This window comes from Demequina sp. (genome assembly GCF_047975725.1).
GTDB lineage: Bacteria > Actinomycetota > Actinomycetes > Actinomycetales > Demequinaceae > Demequina.
The window spans coordinates 210177-224909 of record NZ_JBKEED010000010.1; the positions used below are offsets into that span (position 1 = coordinate 210177).

Consider the following 14733-nt stretch of genomic DNA (forward strand, 5'->3'; position numbering starts at 1 on the left):
GCGTCGAGTCTAGGAGGTCGCACCCGGGACACGGCGGAGCGAAAGGCGCCCCGCGCACAGGCCCTGAACAGCCATCAGGAGATGCCCCAGGCCTCGAGGGTCTCCTGGCCCACAATCTCGGGGCCAATGAACGCGACGGCGTCGAGCGTCCAGTGCGCGAGGATGAGCGGCCCCAGCCGGCCCGTGCGATGGAACCACCAGCCGAACACCAAGCCCATCACCAGGTTGCCCAGTGCCATGGGCCACCCCTGGTACAGGTGGTAGCAGCCCCGTAGCACGGCCGATGCGACAATCGCCGCCCATGGCGACCACGCCAGATCTTTGAGCCGGGTCATGAAGTAGCCGACTGCCACGACCTCTTCGAGCACGCCAGCGACCGCTGCCGCGAGCAGCAAGATGGTGGCCGACCACCACAGGTCGGGAAGGCCCGAGGTGTCCACACGGACTGTCTGGCCGATCGCGCGTCCCGCGATGTACAGCAGCAGGCCGGGCAGGCCAATGCACGCCGCCAGCAGCAACCCTGAGCCGAGATCCTTGAACCATGCGCGTCCCGGACCTGTCAGGCCAAGGCGGCGCAATGCACTGGCTCCGCCCGCGCTCAGCAGGTACAGCGCGAGTGCGACGGGCATGAGTTGGTAGGCCAGGCTCAGCAATTGGTAGGCGAGATCCATGTAGTCGATCTCGGAGCGCGTGGGATTGAGCGTGGTGGTCTGCTCGCCAATCGACGGCTCTGCGAGGTAGCGCTCGATCAGACGCAGGAACGACCGGATTGCCGAATACCCCAGCGACAAGCCCAGCACGATGAAGATCTCCGCGCGCAGGCGGCGACGGCTTGGCGCGGGAGCGGCAGGCTGGGTTGCGGCGGACGGGCCGGGCGCATCGGCGGTAGCGGGAGCATCCATGGTCACGGCCACTCTAACGAGCGAGTGCCCCGTGGTGTCCCCGCCCTCCACCATCGCGCACTGCCCCAACGATTCGCACCACGGGCCCCGTTATGTGGGCGATGATGCGGATGAGTGAAGCGGCAGGGAGTGGCGTATGGCGCGGTGGGAACCGGTACTCGACGCGGTGATGCGCGAGCGCGGAGCACGGCTGCTCGCGTACGCGAAGCTCCTCACGGGCGACCACGCCGAGGCTCAGGATGTCTTGCAGGACGCCCTGGTCCGCAGCTTCTCCAAGGGCCGCGCCTTCGACGACGTGAACCGCGCGGAGGCGTATGTTCGGCGCGCGATTCCCAGCGTCTTCGTCGATCGCTTGCGCCGACGCGACGCCGCCGCTCGTGCCCACCGCCGCAACCGAGACCCTGAGCCGCATGTGGTCGACACGGCCGCCGTGCTCGACGTCCGTCAGGCGCTAGCCCAGCTGTCTCCGCGGGAACGTGCGTGCATCGTGCTGCGCTTCTACGACGACCTCACCGTCCCGGCGATCGCCGAGCGTCTCGGCATCGCCGAGGGGACGGTCAAGCGGTACCTCGCCGACGCATCGGCCCGGCTTGCCCGATTGCTCGACACCCATGCCGACTGGGCCGGTGACCCCCCCTCGGTGCCCGTGGAGGCGCCAGTGCTGAAGGGAGCACGATGATGAACGATCTGCATGATCTGTTGTCCAGGGCCGTGACGGCCGATGCGCGGGCAGGGAGCGGTGACTTGCTCGCCGATGCGCTCGGACCCACGGTGCGAGGCCGCATTAGGCGGCGCCGAGTGGCGCGTGCCGCCAGCACAGGTTCCGTTGCCGCGGTCTCTGTGGGAGCGGTCGCGTGGGGTGCGGCGCGGATTCCCGAGTGGACAACGCAGACGGCCGCGACCGGCGAATGTCCTCCCGGAACCACTGTCGTCGAGGTCCCGGCGACGCCTACGCCCGAGCCGAGTGTCACCTCGCTTGATGAGTTCATGATTGTGTACCCCGCGACGGTCTCAGATGACATCGAAGTGGTGGTCGCCGATGGCGTCGCGTCGGTGGTGCGGCGTGATGGGGAGCGGATCGCGCTCACTCCCGGTGAAACGCTGACGCTTGAGCTTGCCTCTGGGAGCACGGCCACCGTCAGTTTGGACGGGGCAGGCGAAGGTGTCACGGTGGCCACCGGTGGCGAGTCCTGGGCGGTCAACGTCGACTTGCTTAGCTCGCTTGACTTGCATGACTCGCTTGACTCGCTTGACTCGCTTGACGAGCAGGATGCTACGGCGGCCGAGGGCAGCGTGGTGTGTGTGACGCCTAGCCCGGAGCCCAGCGTCGTGCCCACCGTCGGCATTGACGCAGTCGAGCCAGCGGAGCCGGGTCTGTCACCGGAGCCGGGTCTGTCACCGGAGCCGAGCTCTGGCCCTGCGGTGTCGCCCGCGCCGAGCATCTCTCCCGCGCCGAGCATCTCTCCCGTGCCTAGCCTGTCGCCCGAGCCGTCACCGGAACCGGCGCTCCCGTAGCGGTGTGACGTGGGGAGCGCCCGTAACCTGGCCGTATGACCCGCGTGACCTCGATTCGCCGCTATCCCGTCAAGTCGATGGGAGGCGAATCGCTCGAGTCCGTGCAGGTAGAAGCCCGCGGGCTCGAGGGCGACCGGGCGTTCGCGGTGCGGGACGCAGAGTCGCGGCTCGCATCGGGCAAGAACACCCGGCGCATGGTGCGTCGCGACGGCATCTTCGCGTTCACCGCCCACACCGAAGACCGGGGCGTGGTGGTGTCAGGCCCCGGCGGCCGTCACGGCCTCGTGGGGGACCCGAGTCTCGACGCCTGGCTGTGCGACGCGCTCGCGGCCGATGTCGCGGTTGCCCCCGAATCGGATGTCAAGCACTTTGACGACGGTGCGGTCTCGCTTATCGGCACGGCCACCCTCGAGTGGTGCGAGCGTGAACTAGGCGTGGACGCCGACCCTCGGCGGCTGCGCGCCAACCTGGTGGTCGAGACGAGCGAACCCTTCGAGGAGGAAGCCTGGGTAGGTGACGTGCGCATCGGCGCTACGGTGCTGCGGCCTGCGGGACGTATCGAGAGGTGCCGCACCATCGACCTCGCCCAGGATGGCGTCGATGCCCCGACCCGGTGGCTCAAGGCGCTCGGTGCGCGGCGTGACCTGCGGGTCGCGATCTACCTGGACGTCGTGACGCCGGGCCTAGTGACCTTGGGCGACGCAGTCGTGATCTGACCGGTCAGCCGCGGCCCGCTGCACCCTGGTGGGACATGAGTGTCAGATTCGCGCGGAAAGTGACCGCCATGTCCCACTGGGGCGCACGAACGGCTAGGCCAGGTAGTCGTCCACCAGGCGCTCGGCGAGCCCGACGTAGGAGCCGGGAGTGAGCGCGGCCAGGCGCTCGGCGGTCTCGGCGGGCAGCGACAGGCCGCCCACGAATTCCCGGATCGAGTCGGCGTCGATCGAGTGCCCTCGCGTGAGGTCCTTGAGACGCTCGTAGGGGTTCTCCATGCCTGGCACACCCTCGATGGCGGCCGCGCGCATCGCCGACTGGATGGGCTCGGCGAGCACCTCCCACGAAGCGTCGAGGTCGGCGGCGAGCGCGGCCTCGTTCACCGACAGCGCGCCCAGACCGCGGCGCACGTTGTCGATCGCCAGCAGCGAGTGGCCGAACGCGACGCCGATGTTGCGCTGCGACGTCGAGTCGGTCAGGTCGCGCTGCATGCGGCTCGTCACGAGCGTCGCGCCCAGCGTGTCGAACAGCGCCGCGGAGATCTCGAGGTTGGCCTCGGCGTTCTCGAAGCGGATGGGGTTGATCTTGTGCGGCATCGCGGAGGACCCGATGGCGCCCGCGACCGCCGCCTGCGCGAAGTAGCCCAGCGAGATGTAGGTCCACACGTCGGTGGCGAGGTTGTGCAGAATGCGACCAAACCGCGCGACGTCCGCGTACAACTCCGCCTGCCAGTCGTGGCTTTCGATCTGGGTGGTGAGCGGGTTCCACGTGAGCCCCAGGCCCTCCACGAAGGTGCGCGACACGCTCACCCAGTCGGTGCTCGGGACAGCGGCCGTGTGGGCACCGAATGTGCCGGTCGCGCCGTTGATCTTGCCCAGGTACTCCTGGCGCTCGATACGTGACAGCTGGCGACGGAGCCTGTGCGCGAGCACCGCAAGCTCCTTGCCCAGGGTGGTGGGGGTCGCCGTCTGGCCATGGGTGCGCGACAGCATGGGGGTCGCCTTGGTCTCGCGGGCGAGGTCCGCGATCTGGCCAGCCAGCGCATCGGCCGCAGGCAGCCACACCTGCTCGACGGCGCCCTTGACCATGAGGGCGTACGACAGGTTGTTGATGTCCTCGGAGGTGCACGCGAAGTGCACGAGTTCCGCGAGCGGCGCGAGCGACGTGCCCTCAATGCGGCGCTTGATGTAGTACTCGATCGCCTTGACGTCGTGGACCGTGACCTTCTCGATCTCGGCATGTTCGCGGATCCCGTCGGCGCCAAATTCGGCGGGGATCGCGCGCAGCAGCGCCACCTCGTCTCCCGTGAGTTCGCGGGTGCCCGGGACGGCGGCGGTGGCGCACAGGTGGATGAACCACTCGACCTCGACGTGCAGGCGCGCGCGGTTGAGCGCGGGCTCGGAGAGGTGGTCTACGAGGGCCGATGCGGCGGCTCGGTAGCGGCCGTCAAGCGGGCCGAGGGCGATGGCCGGCTCAAGCGCGGCGAAGGACACGAGGGCGGAGGGGTTCCAGGCGGTCACGGCGCCCATTGTTCCACGGTCACAGCACCTGGGCTCCGGTGCATTGTCCACAGTGCGCCGGGGGTGCAGTGCGAGCGAGCCGATGGGGTTTCCTACGGTCGCGGCATGGACGATTCCGCGCTGATCCCACCCCAGCTCTACCTGCCCTATGACGCATTGCTCGGGGCGCGCGACTACGTCGACGAGGCGATGCGCGCGCTGTCGGGTGCCGGCGACGTGGAGTGGGTGTCCGCTGCGGCCGGGAGGTTCCGCACCGCGCTCGCGGTCATGCATGGCGACTTGAACGCGCTGGCGGCTGACATCGAGTACGCGCGTGGCCGCTGGATCCAGGCACGTGAGGCCGCGCAGCGCGCGGGGCAGCTGTGAGCGAGCCGGAGCCTGCCGAGCGCCCCTGGATCCCGATCGCGGTCCACGGGGGCACCGGTGGGCAGGTGGCAGTGACCGAGGACATGGAGCGGGCGGTGCGACTCTTGGAAGCGGCGGCCGAGGCCGTGCGCAGTGCCGACCGCGTGCTCGGGAACGCGGCGAGTCTCGCGGCGGACGCCCATCCCGTGTCACTACCCGATGTCGCGCCGTATGTCTGGGACGCCAAGGAGCAGGTGGAAGACGCTCGCACCGGTTCGCCCGGCGGATCTCGTGGCAGCAAGCGCCTGGACGGGGACATGGAGGAGATGGCGACCCGACTCTCTCAGGTGGCGGCGACGTTCCTGGCCGCCGAGCAGCAGGCGCAGCAGGTCGTCGGAGTTCTCCCTCAGGCGTGGTGGGCCGTCAAGAGCTGGCATGGCACCCAGGCGTGGGTGGGGCGCACCGTGGCGGGCAAGGTATGGGACATGGCCCCGCTCGGTGGCCTGATGAGCGCCGTGGGCTGGGACCCTATCGGTGACGCCATCGAACCCGACGGCCCTCCTCCCACGGCGGGCTACTTCAATGGCATCTCCGCGGGCATCCTCACCACGTTCCTCAAAGAGCGGGGTCTGTATGAGCCGATGCGCAGTGCAGCGGCCTCGCTCGCACGGATCATCGACCACTTTTCCGGAGAGCCGGCGCTCATTGCCGTGACGCGGGCTGATCCCCCTGCGGTGGGGCCCATCACCGCGCTTGGTGACCTCGGAGACCTGCTCGTGGCCCTCGACGGTCATCACCCCCGCGGTGTGACGGTTGACAAGGTCCTGCAGGCGGACGGCACCTATGCCTGGATCGTCACGATCCCGGGTACGGGCGACACGGTGGGCGCCAACGGCGAGGTCTTCGACATCGAGGGCAACCTGGTAGCGGTGGATGGCAGCGCCTCCGACGCGACGGAGATGGTGCTGCTCGCGATGGAGCAGGCCGGCATCGCCGCACACGAGCCGGTCATGCTCGTCGGCCACTCACAGGGCGGGATCGTCGCGGGCACCATCGCGGTGGCGTCCAAGGCGACCGCGCGGTTCAACGTCACGACGGTCGTCACGGCCGGCACGCCGCTGGCCGCCATGGACCGCAACCCCAAGGTGCAGTACGCGGAGTTCAGAAATGGTCCCGATCCCACCTGGGCGGCCGGCGGGTTCGACGAGCCTCCCAGGGCGAACGAGACGGTCATCGCGGCAGACACGCGCATCAGCAGCGATGCGGCGCTGGCCGAGGAGTCGCACACGTTGATCGGCGCTCACCAGGCGCAGACCTACGCCGCGATCATGGCCCAGGCGGAGCTTTCTGAGAGCACCTCGCTCGACGACTTCATGGCTGCGAGCAGCGAGTTCTTTGCGGGCGACCTTGAGCAGCGCGTGATGTTCGAGCAGGTCCACGAGCCCCCACCCGTTGCGCTGTGCGAACCGCCGGTAGCACCCCCTGGCCAGGTGAGGAACGTCCCTCCCGGCCCCGAGGCGTTGGGGCTCAGCCCCGGTTTGACCCTAGAAGACCGCCCATGACCGCGCTCGCAAACGAGATGACCAGCGCCGCGAGCAGCGTCTGCCAGAAACCGCCGATGGACAGGTTGACAAAGTCCACCTGCTCGGAAATCCACGCGGTCAGCCACAGGATGAACCAGTTGATCACCAGGGCAAACAGGCCTAGCGTCAGGATCGTGATGGGCAGCGCCAGCACGGTCAGGATGGGCTTGACGATGGCGTTGAGAGCCGCGATGACGGCACCGAGCGCGAGGAATGCGAGGGCGCGCGTCCACCACTCGGCTTCGCCTCCGGTGACCGCCAGGTCAAGCGGCAGAAGCGTGGCGATCCAGATCGCGACGGCGATGACAGCGGACTTGAGCACAAACTTCATGCCAGGAGTCTGTCACAGGCACCCTCGGCGCCTGCCATTCTTGAAGGCATGGATCGCCCTCAGCCTCGCCCTGCCGTCGCAGCCATGCCCGTCTACGTGCCCGGAGCTCGCGGTGCGCAGGACGGCCTGCCGCCCGTCAAGCTGTCGTCGAACGAGAGCCCGTTTGATCCGTTGCCCTCGGTCGCTGCGGCCGTCGCTGCGGCCGGCGAGGTGGTGCACCGCTACCCCGACATGTTCGCGGTGGAACTGCACGAGCGCATCGGCGCTTCTCTTGGCTTGAGCGCCCAGCATGTGGCCGTCGGTGGTGGGTCGGTCGCCGCGCTGCAGCACGTGCTCCAGGCGTACACGGCGCCGGGCGACGAGGTGGTGTTCGCCTGGCGCTCGTTCGAGGCGTATCCCATCCTCGTCCAGATTGCCGGCGCGACGCCGGTGCCCGTGGCGCTCGCGGCCGACGGTCGTCATGACCTCGACGCGATGGCCGCCGCCGTCACCGCCGACACCAAGGTGATCCTGCTGTGCTCCCCCAACAACCCCACGGGACCGGCGCTGCGCACCGATGAGGTAGACCGCTTCTTGGCCGCCGTGCCGCGCCGCGTGCTCGTGGTGCTCGACGAGGCCTACGTCGAGTTCGTGCGCGACCCCGACGCTGTCGACGGCCTTGCCGCGTTGACCCGCCACCCCAACCTGCTCATCGCGCGCACCTTCTCCAAGGCCTACGGCCTCGCGGGCCTGCGCGTGGGCTACGTCGCCGGCGACCCCGAGCTGGTCACGCCCGTGCGCTCGTGCGTCACGCCGTTTTCCGTGTCGGCCCCTGCGCAGATCGCGGCACTGGCATCGCTGAGCGCCGTCGACGAGTTGCTCGAGAGGGTCGAGTCCACCGTCGCCGAACGTTCTCGAGTGGCCGATGCGCTGGCTCAGTTGGGCTGGGACGTCCCCGATGCGCAGGGCAACTTTGTGTGGTTGCCTGCCGGGGAGCGCACCGGGGAGATCGCTGCCGCGCTGGGCGCGCTCGACCCCGCCGTGCTGGTGAGGCCGTTTGCCGGTGAGGGCGTGCGCGTGAGCATCGGGTCTCGAGAGGAGAACGACGCGTTCTTGGCGGCGATCAGGTCGCTGTGACGGTGCCCGGCTTGTCCGGGTGCGTGGCCTAGACTCGACCGCGACGACACCGAGCGCCCTCGCTCGGATGTCCGCGACCCGAGAGGTGCACGTGGCGGAACCGGCGAGCGTAGGTGTCACCTTTGTGGTCCCCGTGCTCAACGAGGAGCATTACATCGGGTCCGCAGTCGAATCGATCCTCGCTCAGGACGGATGCACGGGGTCTCCCATCCTGCTCGTGCGGGGGCGTTCGACCGATGGGACCAACGCGATCATTGACGGGCTGTGCGCTCGTCACCCTGAGGTCTCCGTGATTGAGAACCCGGACAACGGGATCTCAATCGCGCTGAACAAAGGTTTTGCGGCCGCCACCACCGATGTCGTTGTGCGTGTCGATGCTCACTCGGTGCTGCCGGCCGACTACACGCGCAGAATGCTGGCGGCCATCACGCGTGCCGATGCGGTCAACGTAGGGGGACGCATGTTGGCCGAGGGCCTGAGCCCCTTCCAGCGCGCCGTCGCGTGGGCGTACAACTCGCCGGCGGGGCTTGGTGGCGGCGTGTATCACGTGGGCGGTGACGCGGGCCCTGCGGAATCCGCCTACCTCGGAGTTTTCCGTCGCGATGCCGTCCTTGCCGTCGGAGGATTCGACGAGCATCTCTCGCGTGGCGAGGACTGGGAACTGAACTTCAGGCTCCGCCGTGCCGGGGGCACGGTGTGGTTCGAGCCGCGAGTGGAGGTCATCTACCGACCTCGCTCGACAGTGCGGGCGCTCGCCAAGCAGTTCTTTGCCTCCGGCCGGTGGAGGGGGGAACTCATCCGCCGATTCCCCGGACACAACGGCTTGCGATTCTATTTGCCTCCACTCTTGGTCGTCTCGCTCGCCGTGGCGATCGGCGCGGGGATTGCCGCGTTCTTCACCCATGGCAATGCCGCCGTCGCGTGGACCGCGGCGGGAGCACTGCCTGGGATCGCTTACGCTGGATGGTTGATCCTCGCAGTGGTGGGCGCGCGTGGTCTTCCGTGGCCCTCCCGTGCGCTGCTGCCGGTGGTGTTGCCCGTGATGCATCTGAGCTGGGGTGGGGGCTGCCTGTTAGGTTTGGTCCGTCCCACCCGCGGTCTCAACGCATTTTCCGGGCGCTGAGGGACGTCAAGGAGCACAGTGTCAGATATCGACTACGAGGCAATCGCGCGCGACGCGGGCCTCAAGCGAGTGGGGGCAAGGCCCCCGTTGGGCGAGTACCTTGCGGAGATCTGGCGCCGTCGGGCCTTCGCCTACTCGCTTGCTAAGTTCCGCATCCAAGCCTCGCTCAACGAGAGTCGGCTAGGCCTGGGATGGATCGTGCTCCAGCCCTTGCTCAACGCTGCCCTGTACGGGCTGGTGTTCGGCTTCATCATGTCGAGCAGCTCGCGCCCAGAAAACTTCATCGCGTTCCTGGTCGTCGGTGTCTTCACGTTCCAGTTCTTCGCCCAGTCCTTCTCGCAAGGTGCGCGATCGATCACCGGCAACTCGGGTCTGGTGCGGAGCCTAAGTTTCCCGCGCATGCTCATGCCCATTGCCCAGGTACTCCAGGAACTGATCGAACTGATCCCCATGGTCCTGGTCATGGGAATCATCGTGGCTGGCACAGGCGAAGCGATCACCTGGAAGTGGCTCCTTGTCATCCCGGTGTACGCACTCATGGCCATGTTTAACCTGGGCGTGGCGTTGATCGCCGCCCGTCTGACGGTCCACCTGCGGGACGTGACCCAGATGATTCCGCTCATCAGCCGCCTGATCTTCTACTCGAGCGGCATCTTCTACTCGCTTGAGCTGGTGCTCGCCGACAACCCGCCGTGGATGCTCACCGTCGCTCAACTCAATCCTGTGCACGACTACATCGCCTTGGTGCGCAACTTCATGATCGCTGGGCCGGAGCTCGAGCCGCTGGTGTGGATTGTCGCCGTGGGTGGGGCGTTCGTCACGCTCGCCATCGGCATCGTGTTCTTCTGGCGTGCAGAGGAGAGGTACGGACGTGACTGAGTCCACGCTCGGCGCCCCGACGGTCGTCGCACACGACCTCAAGGTCGACTACAAGTCTTTCGCTTCTGGCAAGCGGGCCAACGACCGCCGGTCGCTCATGACCCGCCAGCGCGGCGTGCGAGTGGTGCATGCCCTCAAAGGCGTGTCCTTCGTTGCCCGTGAGGGCGAATCCATCGGCGTGATCGGGCACAACGGCTCGGGTAAGTCCACGCTCATGCGCGCTGTCGCTGGACTCACCCCCGCGTCGTCGGGGTCCGTCTATGCGGCGAGCCGCCCCGCGCTCCTGGGGGTGAACGCGGCCCTCATCCCCAACCTCACGGGTGAAAAGAACGTGCTTCTGGGCGGCCTCGCGTTGGGGCTGACCCAAGCTGAGATCGCCCAGCGATACGACGACATCGTGAAGTTCTCGGGGATCGAGGACTTCATGGACCTGCCCATGAAGACGTACTCGTCTGGCATGCAGCAGCGTCTGCGATTCTCGATCGCGGTGTCACGTGACCACCAGATTCTGCTGGTTGACGAGGCGCTCGCGGTGGGTGACAAGGCGTTCCGCGACAAGAGCGAGGCTCGTATCCGCGAGCTTCGCGACAAGGCGGGCACCGTGTTCCTGGTGAGCCACTCGATGCGTTCCATTCTGGATACGTGCCAGCGCGCACTGTGGATCGACCACGGGGTGCTCAAGATGGACGGCGACGCCCAGGAGGTCGTCAACGCCTATCAGGCAAGTAAGTGAACTGACGGTGGGGGCCGTCGCTTGGGTCGAGTCTCCGCTGCAGTTGCTCAACGCGATTGAGTGGGGTGCTTCTCAGCCGGTCCCGCTCGCGATCGTGCCGCGCGCACGAGTGATGCAGCTCGACCACACGGCCGAGGTGTTGCGCCCGCACGTGCCGCCATCGGTCACGATCATGCCGCCGGCCCGCTCGGCACTGCAATCCCCGTTTTCCCGCGCGCAGGTCAAGGTGACGGGCGATGCCATGTCCGGCCAGGTACGGGCCGTGTTGACGGTGGCGCGGCCGCGCCAGGTGGTGTTGGTGGACGACGGGGCCATCACCCTGGCACTCGCCGCTCAACTTGGCAGCGGCGCAGCGCTTGCTCGTCCAGGAATCGTCGAGTCTGGCCTGTCGCGTGTGCTCGGCGCTCGCGCCGCTGCTCGCTTGCGCTCGTTGGCCGGCGCCGGTCGGCTGACGCTCTTCACTGCCTACTCTACGGCCGATGCAGTGGCCGCCCTGGGGGCGCTCGGCGCCCGGGTGATGAGCAACGACTTCGCGTGGTTGCGTGGTGCCGATCTCAACCTGGGCATGGGACTCACTGAGTCTGTGGTGCTGGGATCCGCTTTGGCGAGTGACGGCTTCATCGAGCCACGTGCGCAACTCGCATGGGTGAGCGGCTACGCGAGCCAGTGGGGGCACGTGACGTACCTCCCGCATCGGCGCGAGGAAGGCTCCTGGCTCGCGCAGGTGGCAGCAATCGACGGCGTGACGGTACTGCGACCTGGTCTGCCTGCAGAGTTGACGCTCGCGGCAGCCCGCGTGGCGCGCGTGGCGATGCTCCCTTCAAGCCTTGCGGCAACGCTCAGCGGGGTCCTTCCAAGCCAGGTGCGCATCCACGTTGACCCGGTGCAGGATGACTGGTGGACTACGCGAGCGGACACGCATCTGCGTGCGACCATGGAGGCCATCGTCAACGAGAGGGGCAATCAGTGAGCGCACGCTCGTTACGCATCGCCGCGGTGATCCCCGCCCGGGGTGGGTCCAAGGGAGTGCCCGGAAAGAACGTGGCACGGGTGGGCGGCGTGCCGCTCGTGGGCCGTGCGGCGCAGGCCGCGCTCAGCGTTCCGGCGATCACTGACGTGTGCGTGTCGACGGATGATGCTGGCATTGCGCAGGTGGCACGCCAGTACGGTGCGGCCGTCATTGATCGCCCTGCGCAGATCGCGGGTGACACGGCGACATCGGAAAGCGCCCTCGTTCACGCCCTCGACGTTCTTGAGGCTGATGGTGGGCCTGTTGACGTGCTCGTATTCCTTCAGGCAACGAGCCCCTTCATCCCCGCCGATTGCCTTGCCGATGCGGTGGCGCGGGTGGCCAGCGGTGATGAGGACGTCGTGTTCTCGGCCTTCGAGACCTATGCGTTCTTGTGGCGTGAGGGCGAGGCAGGCGCTGAAGGCGTGAATCATGATTCTTCGTTCCGGCCGCGTCGCCAGGATCGCGAGCCTCACTTTCAGGAGACCGGCGCGTTCTATGTCATGCGTGCGGAGGGCTTCCGTGCCGCGGGCCACCGGTTCTTTGGCCGGGTGGGGATCGCCCCGGTTCCTGAGTCCAGTGCCATCGAAATCGATACCGCCGCCGAGCTGGAGATGTCGCGTGGACTCGCGGCCTTGCTCGCGAGCCCAGGGCCCATTGACGCTGATGCGCTGGTCACTGACTTCGACGGTGTGCACACCGACGACTTGGTGACCGTGAACCAGGACGGCGTCGAGTCCGTCACGGTGAGCCGGTCTGACGGCATGGGGGTGGGACTCTTGCGTGCTGCGGGTGTCCCGATACTCATCTTGTCGAAGGAGAAGAACCCTGTGGTCGCGGCTCGCGCCGCGAAGCTCCAGGTAGACGTTCTGCACGGGATCGACGACAAGTTGCCCGAACTCGAGCGCTGGTGCGCAGCGCAAGGCGTGGATCTGACACGCGTCGCCTACGTGGGCAATGACATCAACGACGTTGCCTGCATGCGCGCCGTGGGGTGGCCTGTTGCGGTGGCCGATGCGCGTGCCGAGGCGCTCGCAGAGGCGCGCGTGGTCCTGACTCGCCCTGGCGGGCGTGGCGCGGTGCGCGAGGCCGCCGAGCGCGTGCTCGCGGCACGCGGCTGACGGTCGGCCATGGCCCCCCAGGTGACGCCCCCCTCTCGCCGCCTTCTCGTGGTCGCCGACGCCGACTCGTACGTGAAGTGGGGGATCACGCGTGCCCTCGAGGCTGCCACAGCGTGGGACGTCGAGGTGGTCGTGGTGCGCTCTGCCGTGACTCCCACGCGTGAGCAGATAGCCGCCGCCGCAGATGGGCGCCTTGCGCGCCTTCCCGAGGTCATCGCCTATCGCGACCTGCTGAACCGGCTCAGCCGCTGCGCGCCCGACGCGCTGCTGCTCGCGTGCCGGGGTCCTCTCATCGAGCTGCTCATGCGCGACGCCTTCGGACGCCCCGGTGCTCGCCCCGTCACGGCCGCCGGCCTACCCGGCATCTGGATGCCGCCAACAGATTTGGGTTTGCGGCTCCGGTGCTCGATCGACCTGATGGTGGTGCACTCAGAGCGTGAGCGCGAGGCGGTGCGCAGTCATGCTGGACCTAAGCCGCGGACGGTGGCGCTCGCGTCGCTGGTCGCTGACACCACCCGTGATCAAGCCCACGCGCCAGCGAACGCTGAGCCCGCGCATCGGCGCCTGATTTTCGCACCCCAAGCACTGGTGCCACAGGCCGTCGCAGACCGTCGCGCGATTGTGGAGGCGCTCGCTGATGTCGCACGTGAGCACCCAGAGCTGGACGTGGTCATCAAGGTGCGCGGCGACAAAAGCGACCCCCAGACGCATCGCGACTCCGACCCATACCAGGAAATTCTCGCCGCGCTCGGGCAAGGAGCTCCGCACAACTTGACGATCGGCCACGGCGCCCTGAGTCGCTGGCTGCCCGGCGCGATCGGCCTCGTGACCGTGAACTCGACGGCGGCACTTGAGGCAGTAGCCTCCCGGGTCCCCGCGCTGTGCCTTGAGGAGTTCGCGGAGGAAGCGGGACGCATCACCACCGGTTTTGAAGCTTCAGGCCTGCACGGGTCCTTCGATGATCTGCGGGCGCTACGCCTGCGGATGCCCGATCCTCAGTGGGCACCCGCGAATTACTTGCATGACCCTGAGCGAGACAACTGGCTAGAGGAACTGGACGCGTTGGTGGGCGCCGTGCGGGCGGAGGGCTCGCCGGGTGTGCAGGCGCCCCGAGGGTGGCGTCAGCGCATCAACGCGTGGCGACACCGACGTCAGGCCTTGGGTGCGAATGACGTCTGGTGGGCGCGTGCGCTCGGAAATGGTGCAGCGGCGCTCGTTGCTTACGGCTTGGTGAACGAGCGGTGAATCTCACCGGGCGCTCTCAGGTGAGCGGGTTAGGATGACTCAGATTGACGTCTCTGCGGCTCGGGAGTTCCTGACGCCCTTGCGTATCGCGGCCCGCCGCGGAGGCGCTTGCTCCCGTCCTATGCACTTGCTCGAAAGGTACCTCGTTGTCTGATTCGGTGAAGATTGGTGATGTCGCGATCGGAGACGGGCTTCCCGTCTATGTGATCGCTGAGATCGGGTTAAACCACAACGGTTCGGTCGAGAACGCGAAGAAGCTCATCGATGTGGCCGTTGAGGCTGGAGCGCAGGCGGTGAAGTTCCAAAAGCGCACCCCCGACATCGCCACGCCTGAGCACATGAAGGCCACGCCGCGCGAGACGCCGTGGGGCACGATGACGTACCTGGAGTACCGCTACAAGGTCGAGTTCGAGCAGGCCGAGTACTCGGAGATCGACGCGTACTGCAAGGAAAAGGGCGTGGTGTGGTTCGCGTCTCCGTGGGACGAGCCCAGCGTGGACTTCCTGGAGTCGATGGATACGGTGGCGTACAAGATCGCCTCCGCGTCGGTCACTGACCTGGGGATGCTGCGCAAGATCAAGGCCACCGGCAAGCCCG

16 protein-coding genes are annotated in these 14733 nt (G+C 67.6%); 13 read left to right on the forward strand and 3 right to left on the reverse strand.

All coding sequences use genetic code 11. The annotated features are described in order from the left end of the window. Positions 1 to 74: 74 nt before the first annotated feature. Positions 75 to 902 carry a CPBP family intramembrane glutamic endopeptidase gene (locus ACK5NO_RS03055; RefSeq protein WP_416811191.1) on the reverse strand — a complete coding sequence of 276 codons (828 nt, stop codon included), beginning with the start codon at positions 900 to 902 and terminating at the stop codon, positions 75 to 77. Between the two features lie 136 nt (positions 903 to 1038). Between ACK5NO_RS03055 and ACK5NO_RS03060 the strand changes: the two genes are divergently transcribed. The 3 genes from ACK5NO_RS03060 to ACK5NO_RS03070 are packed head-to-tail and all read left to right on the forward strand — an operon-like array spanning position 1039 to position 3133. Then, positions 1039 to 1581: an RNA polymerase sigma factor gene (locus ACK5NO_RS03060; protein ID WP_416811192.1), complete on the forward strand. Its 543-nt coding sequence runs from the start codon at positions 1039 to 1041 to the stop codon at positions 1579 to 1581. Then, complete coding sequence (locus ACK5NO_RS03065) at positions 1581 to 2417, forward strand: hypothetical protein (protein WP_416811193.1); 837 nt, start codon at positions 1581 to 1583, stop codon at positions 2415 to 2417. The genes ACK5NO_RS03060 and ACK5NO_RS03065 overlap by 1 nt, the downstream gene beginning before the upstream one ends. 35 nt (positions 2418 to 2452) lie before the next feature. Then, complete coding sequence (locus ACK5NO_RS03070) at positions 2453 to 3133, forward strand: MOSC domain-containing protein (protein WP_416811194.1); 681 nt, start codon at positions 2453 to 2455, stop codon at positions 3131 to 3133. Positions 3134 to 3226: 93 nt separating this feature from the next. On the opposite strand, the gene purB is transcribed toward ACK5NO_RS03070, so the two are convergent. After that, positions 3227 to 4660, reverse strand: coding sequence for an adenylosuccinate lyase (gene purB / locus ACK5NO_RS03075; RefSeq protein WP_416811195.1), 1434 nt, complete (start codon positions 4658 to 4660; stop codon positions 3227 to 3229). A gap of 96 nt (positions 4661 to 4756) precedes the next feature. Here purB and ACK5NO_RS03080 point away from each other — a divergent pair, with 96 nt between their 5' ends. After that, positions 4757 to 5017 (forward strand): hypothetical protein, encoded by a 261-nt coding sequence (locus tag ACK5NO_RS03080; protein ID WP_416811196.1) that lies wholly within the window; start codon positions 4757 to 4759, stop codon positions 5015 to 5017. After that, on the forward strand, positions 5014 to 6558 hold the full coding sequence (locus ACK5NO_RS03085) for a hypothetical protein (protein ID WP_416811197.1): 1545 nt from the start codon (positions 5014 to 5016) through the stop codon (positions 6556 to 6558). Before ACK5NO_RS03080 ends, ACK5NO_RS03085 begins: the two co-directional genes overlap by 4 nt. Here the strand turns inward: ACK5NO_RS03085 and ACK5NO_RS03090 are convergent. After that, on the reverse strand, positions 6524 to 6910 hold the full coding sequence (locus ACK5NO_RS03090; RefSeq protein WP_416811198.1) for a phage holin family protein: 387 nt from the start codon (positions 6908 to 6910) through the stop codon (positions 6524 to 6526). The genes ACK5NO_RS03085 and ACK5NO_RS03090 overlap by 35 nt on opposite strands. A 48-nt stretch (positions 6911 to 6958) precedes the next feature. Here ACK5NO_RS03090 and hisC point away from each other — a divergent pair, with 48 nt between their 5' ends. The 8 genes from hisC to ACK5NO_RS03130 form a co-directional block, all read left to right on the forward strand. Continuing rightward, on the forward strand, positions 6959 to 8026 hold the full coding sequence (gene hisC / locus ACK5NO_RS03095; protein ID WP_416811199.1) for a histidinol-phosphate transaminase: 1068 nt from the start codon (positions 6959 to 6961) through the stop codon (positions 8024 to 8026). A 67-nt stretch (positions 8027 to 8093) separates the two neighbouring features. Next, positions 8094 to 9149 (forward strand): glycosyltransferase family 2 protein, encoded by a 1056-nt coding sequence (locus tag ACK5NO_RS03100; RefSeq protein ID WP_416811200.1) that lies wholly within the window; start codon positions 8094 to 8096, stop codon positions 9147 to 9149. An 18-nt stretch (positions 9150 to 9167) separates the two neighbouring features. Then, positions 9168 to 10028 (forward strand): ABC transporter permease, encoded by an 861-nt coding sequence (locus ACK5NO_RS03105; protein ID WP_416811201.1) that lies wholly within the window; start codon positions 9168 to 9170, stop codon positions 10026 to 10028. Further along, positions 10021 to 10761 (forward strand): ABC transporter ATP-binding protein, encoded by a 741-nt coding sequence (locus tag ACK5NO_RS03110; protein WP_416811202.1) that lies wholly within the window; start codon positions 10021 to 10023, stop codon positions 10759 to 10761. The genes ACK5NO_RS03105 and ACK5NO_RS03110 overlap by 8 nt, the downstream gene beginning before the upstream one ends. A 7-nt stretch (positions 10762 to 10768) precedes the next feature. After that, complete coding sequence (locus ACK5NO_RS03115; RefSeq protein ID WP_416811203.1) at positions 10769 to 11731, forward strand: hypothetical protein; 963 nt, start codon at positions 10769 to 10771, stop codon at positions 11729 to 11731. Beyond that, positions 11728 to 12891 (forward strand): cytidylyltransferase domain-containing protein, encoded by a 1164-nt coding sequence (locus tag ACK5NO_RS03120; protein ID WP_416811204.1) that lies wholly within the window; start codon positions 11728 to 11730, stop codon positions 12889 to 12891. The genes ACK5NO_RS03115 and ACK5NO_RS03120 overlap by 4 nt, the downstream gene beginning before the upstream one ends. A 21-nt stretch (positions 12892 to 12912) precedes the next feature. Continuing rightward, positions 12913 to 14136 (forward strand): DUF6716 putative glycosyltransferase, encoded by a 1224-nt coding sequence (locus tag ACK5NO_RS03125; RefSeq protein WP_416811205.1) that lies wholly within the window; start codon positions 12913 to 12915, stop codon positions 14134 to 14136. Positions 14137 to 14282: 146 nt separating this feature from the next. Then, positions 14283 to 14733: N-acetylneuraminate synthase family protein (locus ACK5NO_RS03130; protein ID WP_416811206.1), on the forward strand; the 451-nt coding region annotated here is incomplete at its 3' end.

Bases quoted from the DNA above. Each gene is read 5' to 3' on its own strand.
- ACK5NO_RS03055 (WP_416811191.1), bottom strand. From the start codon at position 902: ATGGATGCTCCCGCTACCGCCGATGCGCCCGGCCCGTCCGCCGCAACC.
- ACK5NO_RS03060 (WP_416811192.1), top strand. From the start codon at position 1,039: ATGGCGCGGTGGGAACCGGTACTCGACGCGGTGATGCGCGAGCGCGGA.
- ACK5NO_RS03065 (WP_416811193.1), top strand. From the start codon at position 1,581: ATGAACGATCTGCATGATCTGTTGTCCAGGGCCGTGACGGCCGATGCG.
- ACK5NO_RS03070 (WP_416811194.1), top strand. From the start codon at position 2,453: ATGACCCGCGTGACCTCGATTCGCCGCTATCCCGTCAAGTCGATGGGA.
- purB (WP_416811195.1), bottom strand. From the start codon at position 4,660: ATGGGCGCCGTGACCGCCTGGAACCCCTCCGCCCTCGTGTCCTTCGCC.
- ACK5NO_RS03080 (WP_416811196.1), top strand. From the start codon at position 4,757: ATGGACGATTCCGCGCTGATCCCACCCCAGCTCTACCTGCCCTATGAC.
- ACK5NO_RS03090 (WP_416811198.1), bottom strand. From the start codon at position 6,910: ATGAAGTTTGTGCTCAAGTCCGCTGTCATCGCCGTCGCGATCTGGATC.
- hisC (WP_416811199.1), top strand. From the start codon at position 6,959: ATGGATCGCCCTCAGCCTCGCCCTGCCGTCGCAGCCATGCCCGTCTAC.
- ACK5NO_RS03100 (WP_416811200.1), top strand. From the start codon at position 8,094: ATGTCCGCGACCCGAGAGGTGCACGTGGCGGAACCGGCGAGCGTAGGT.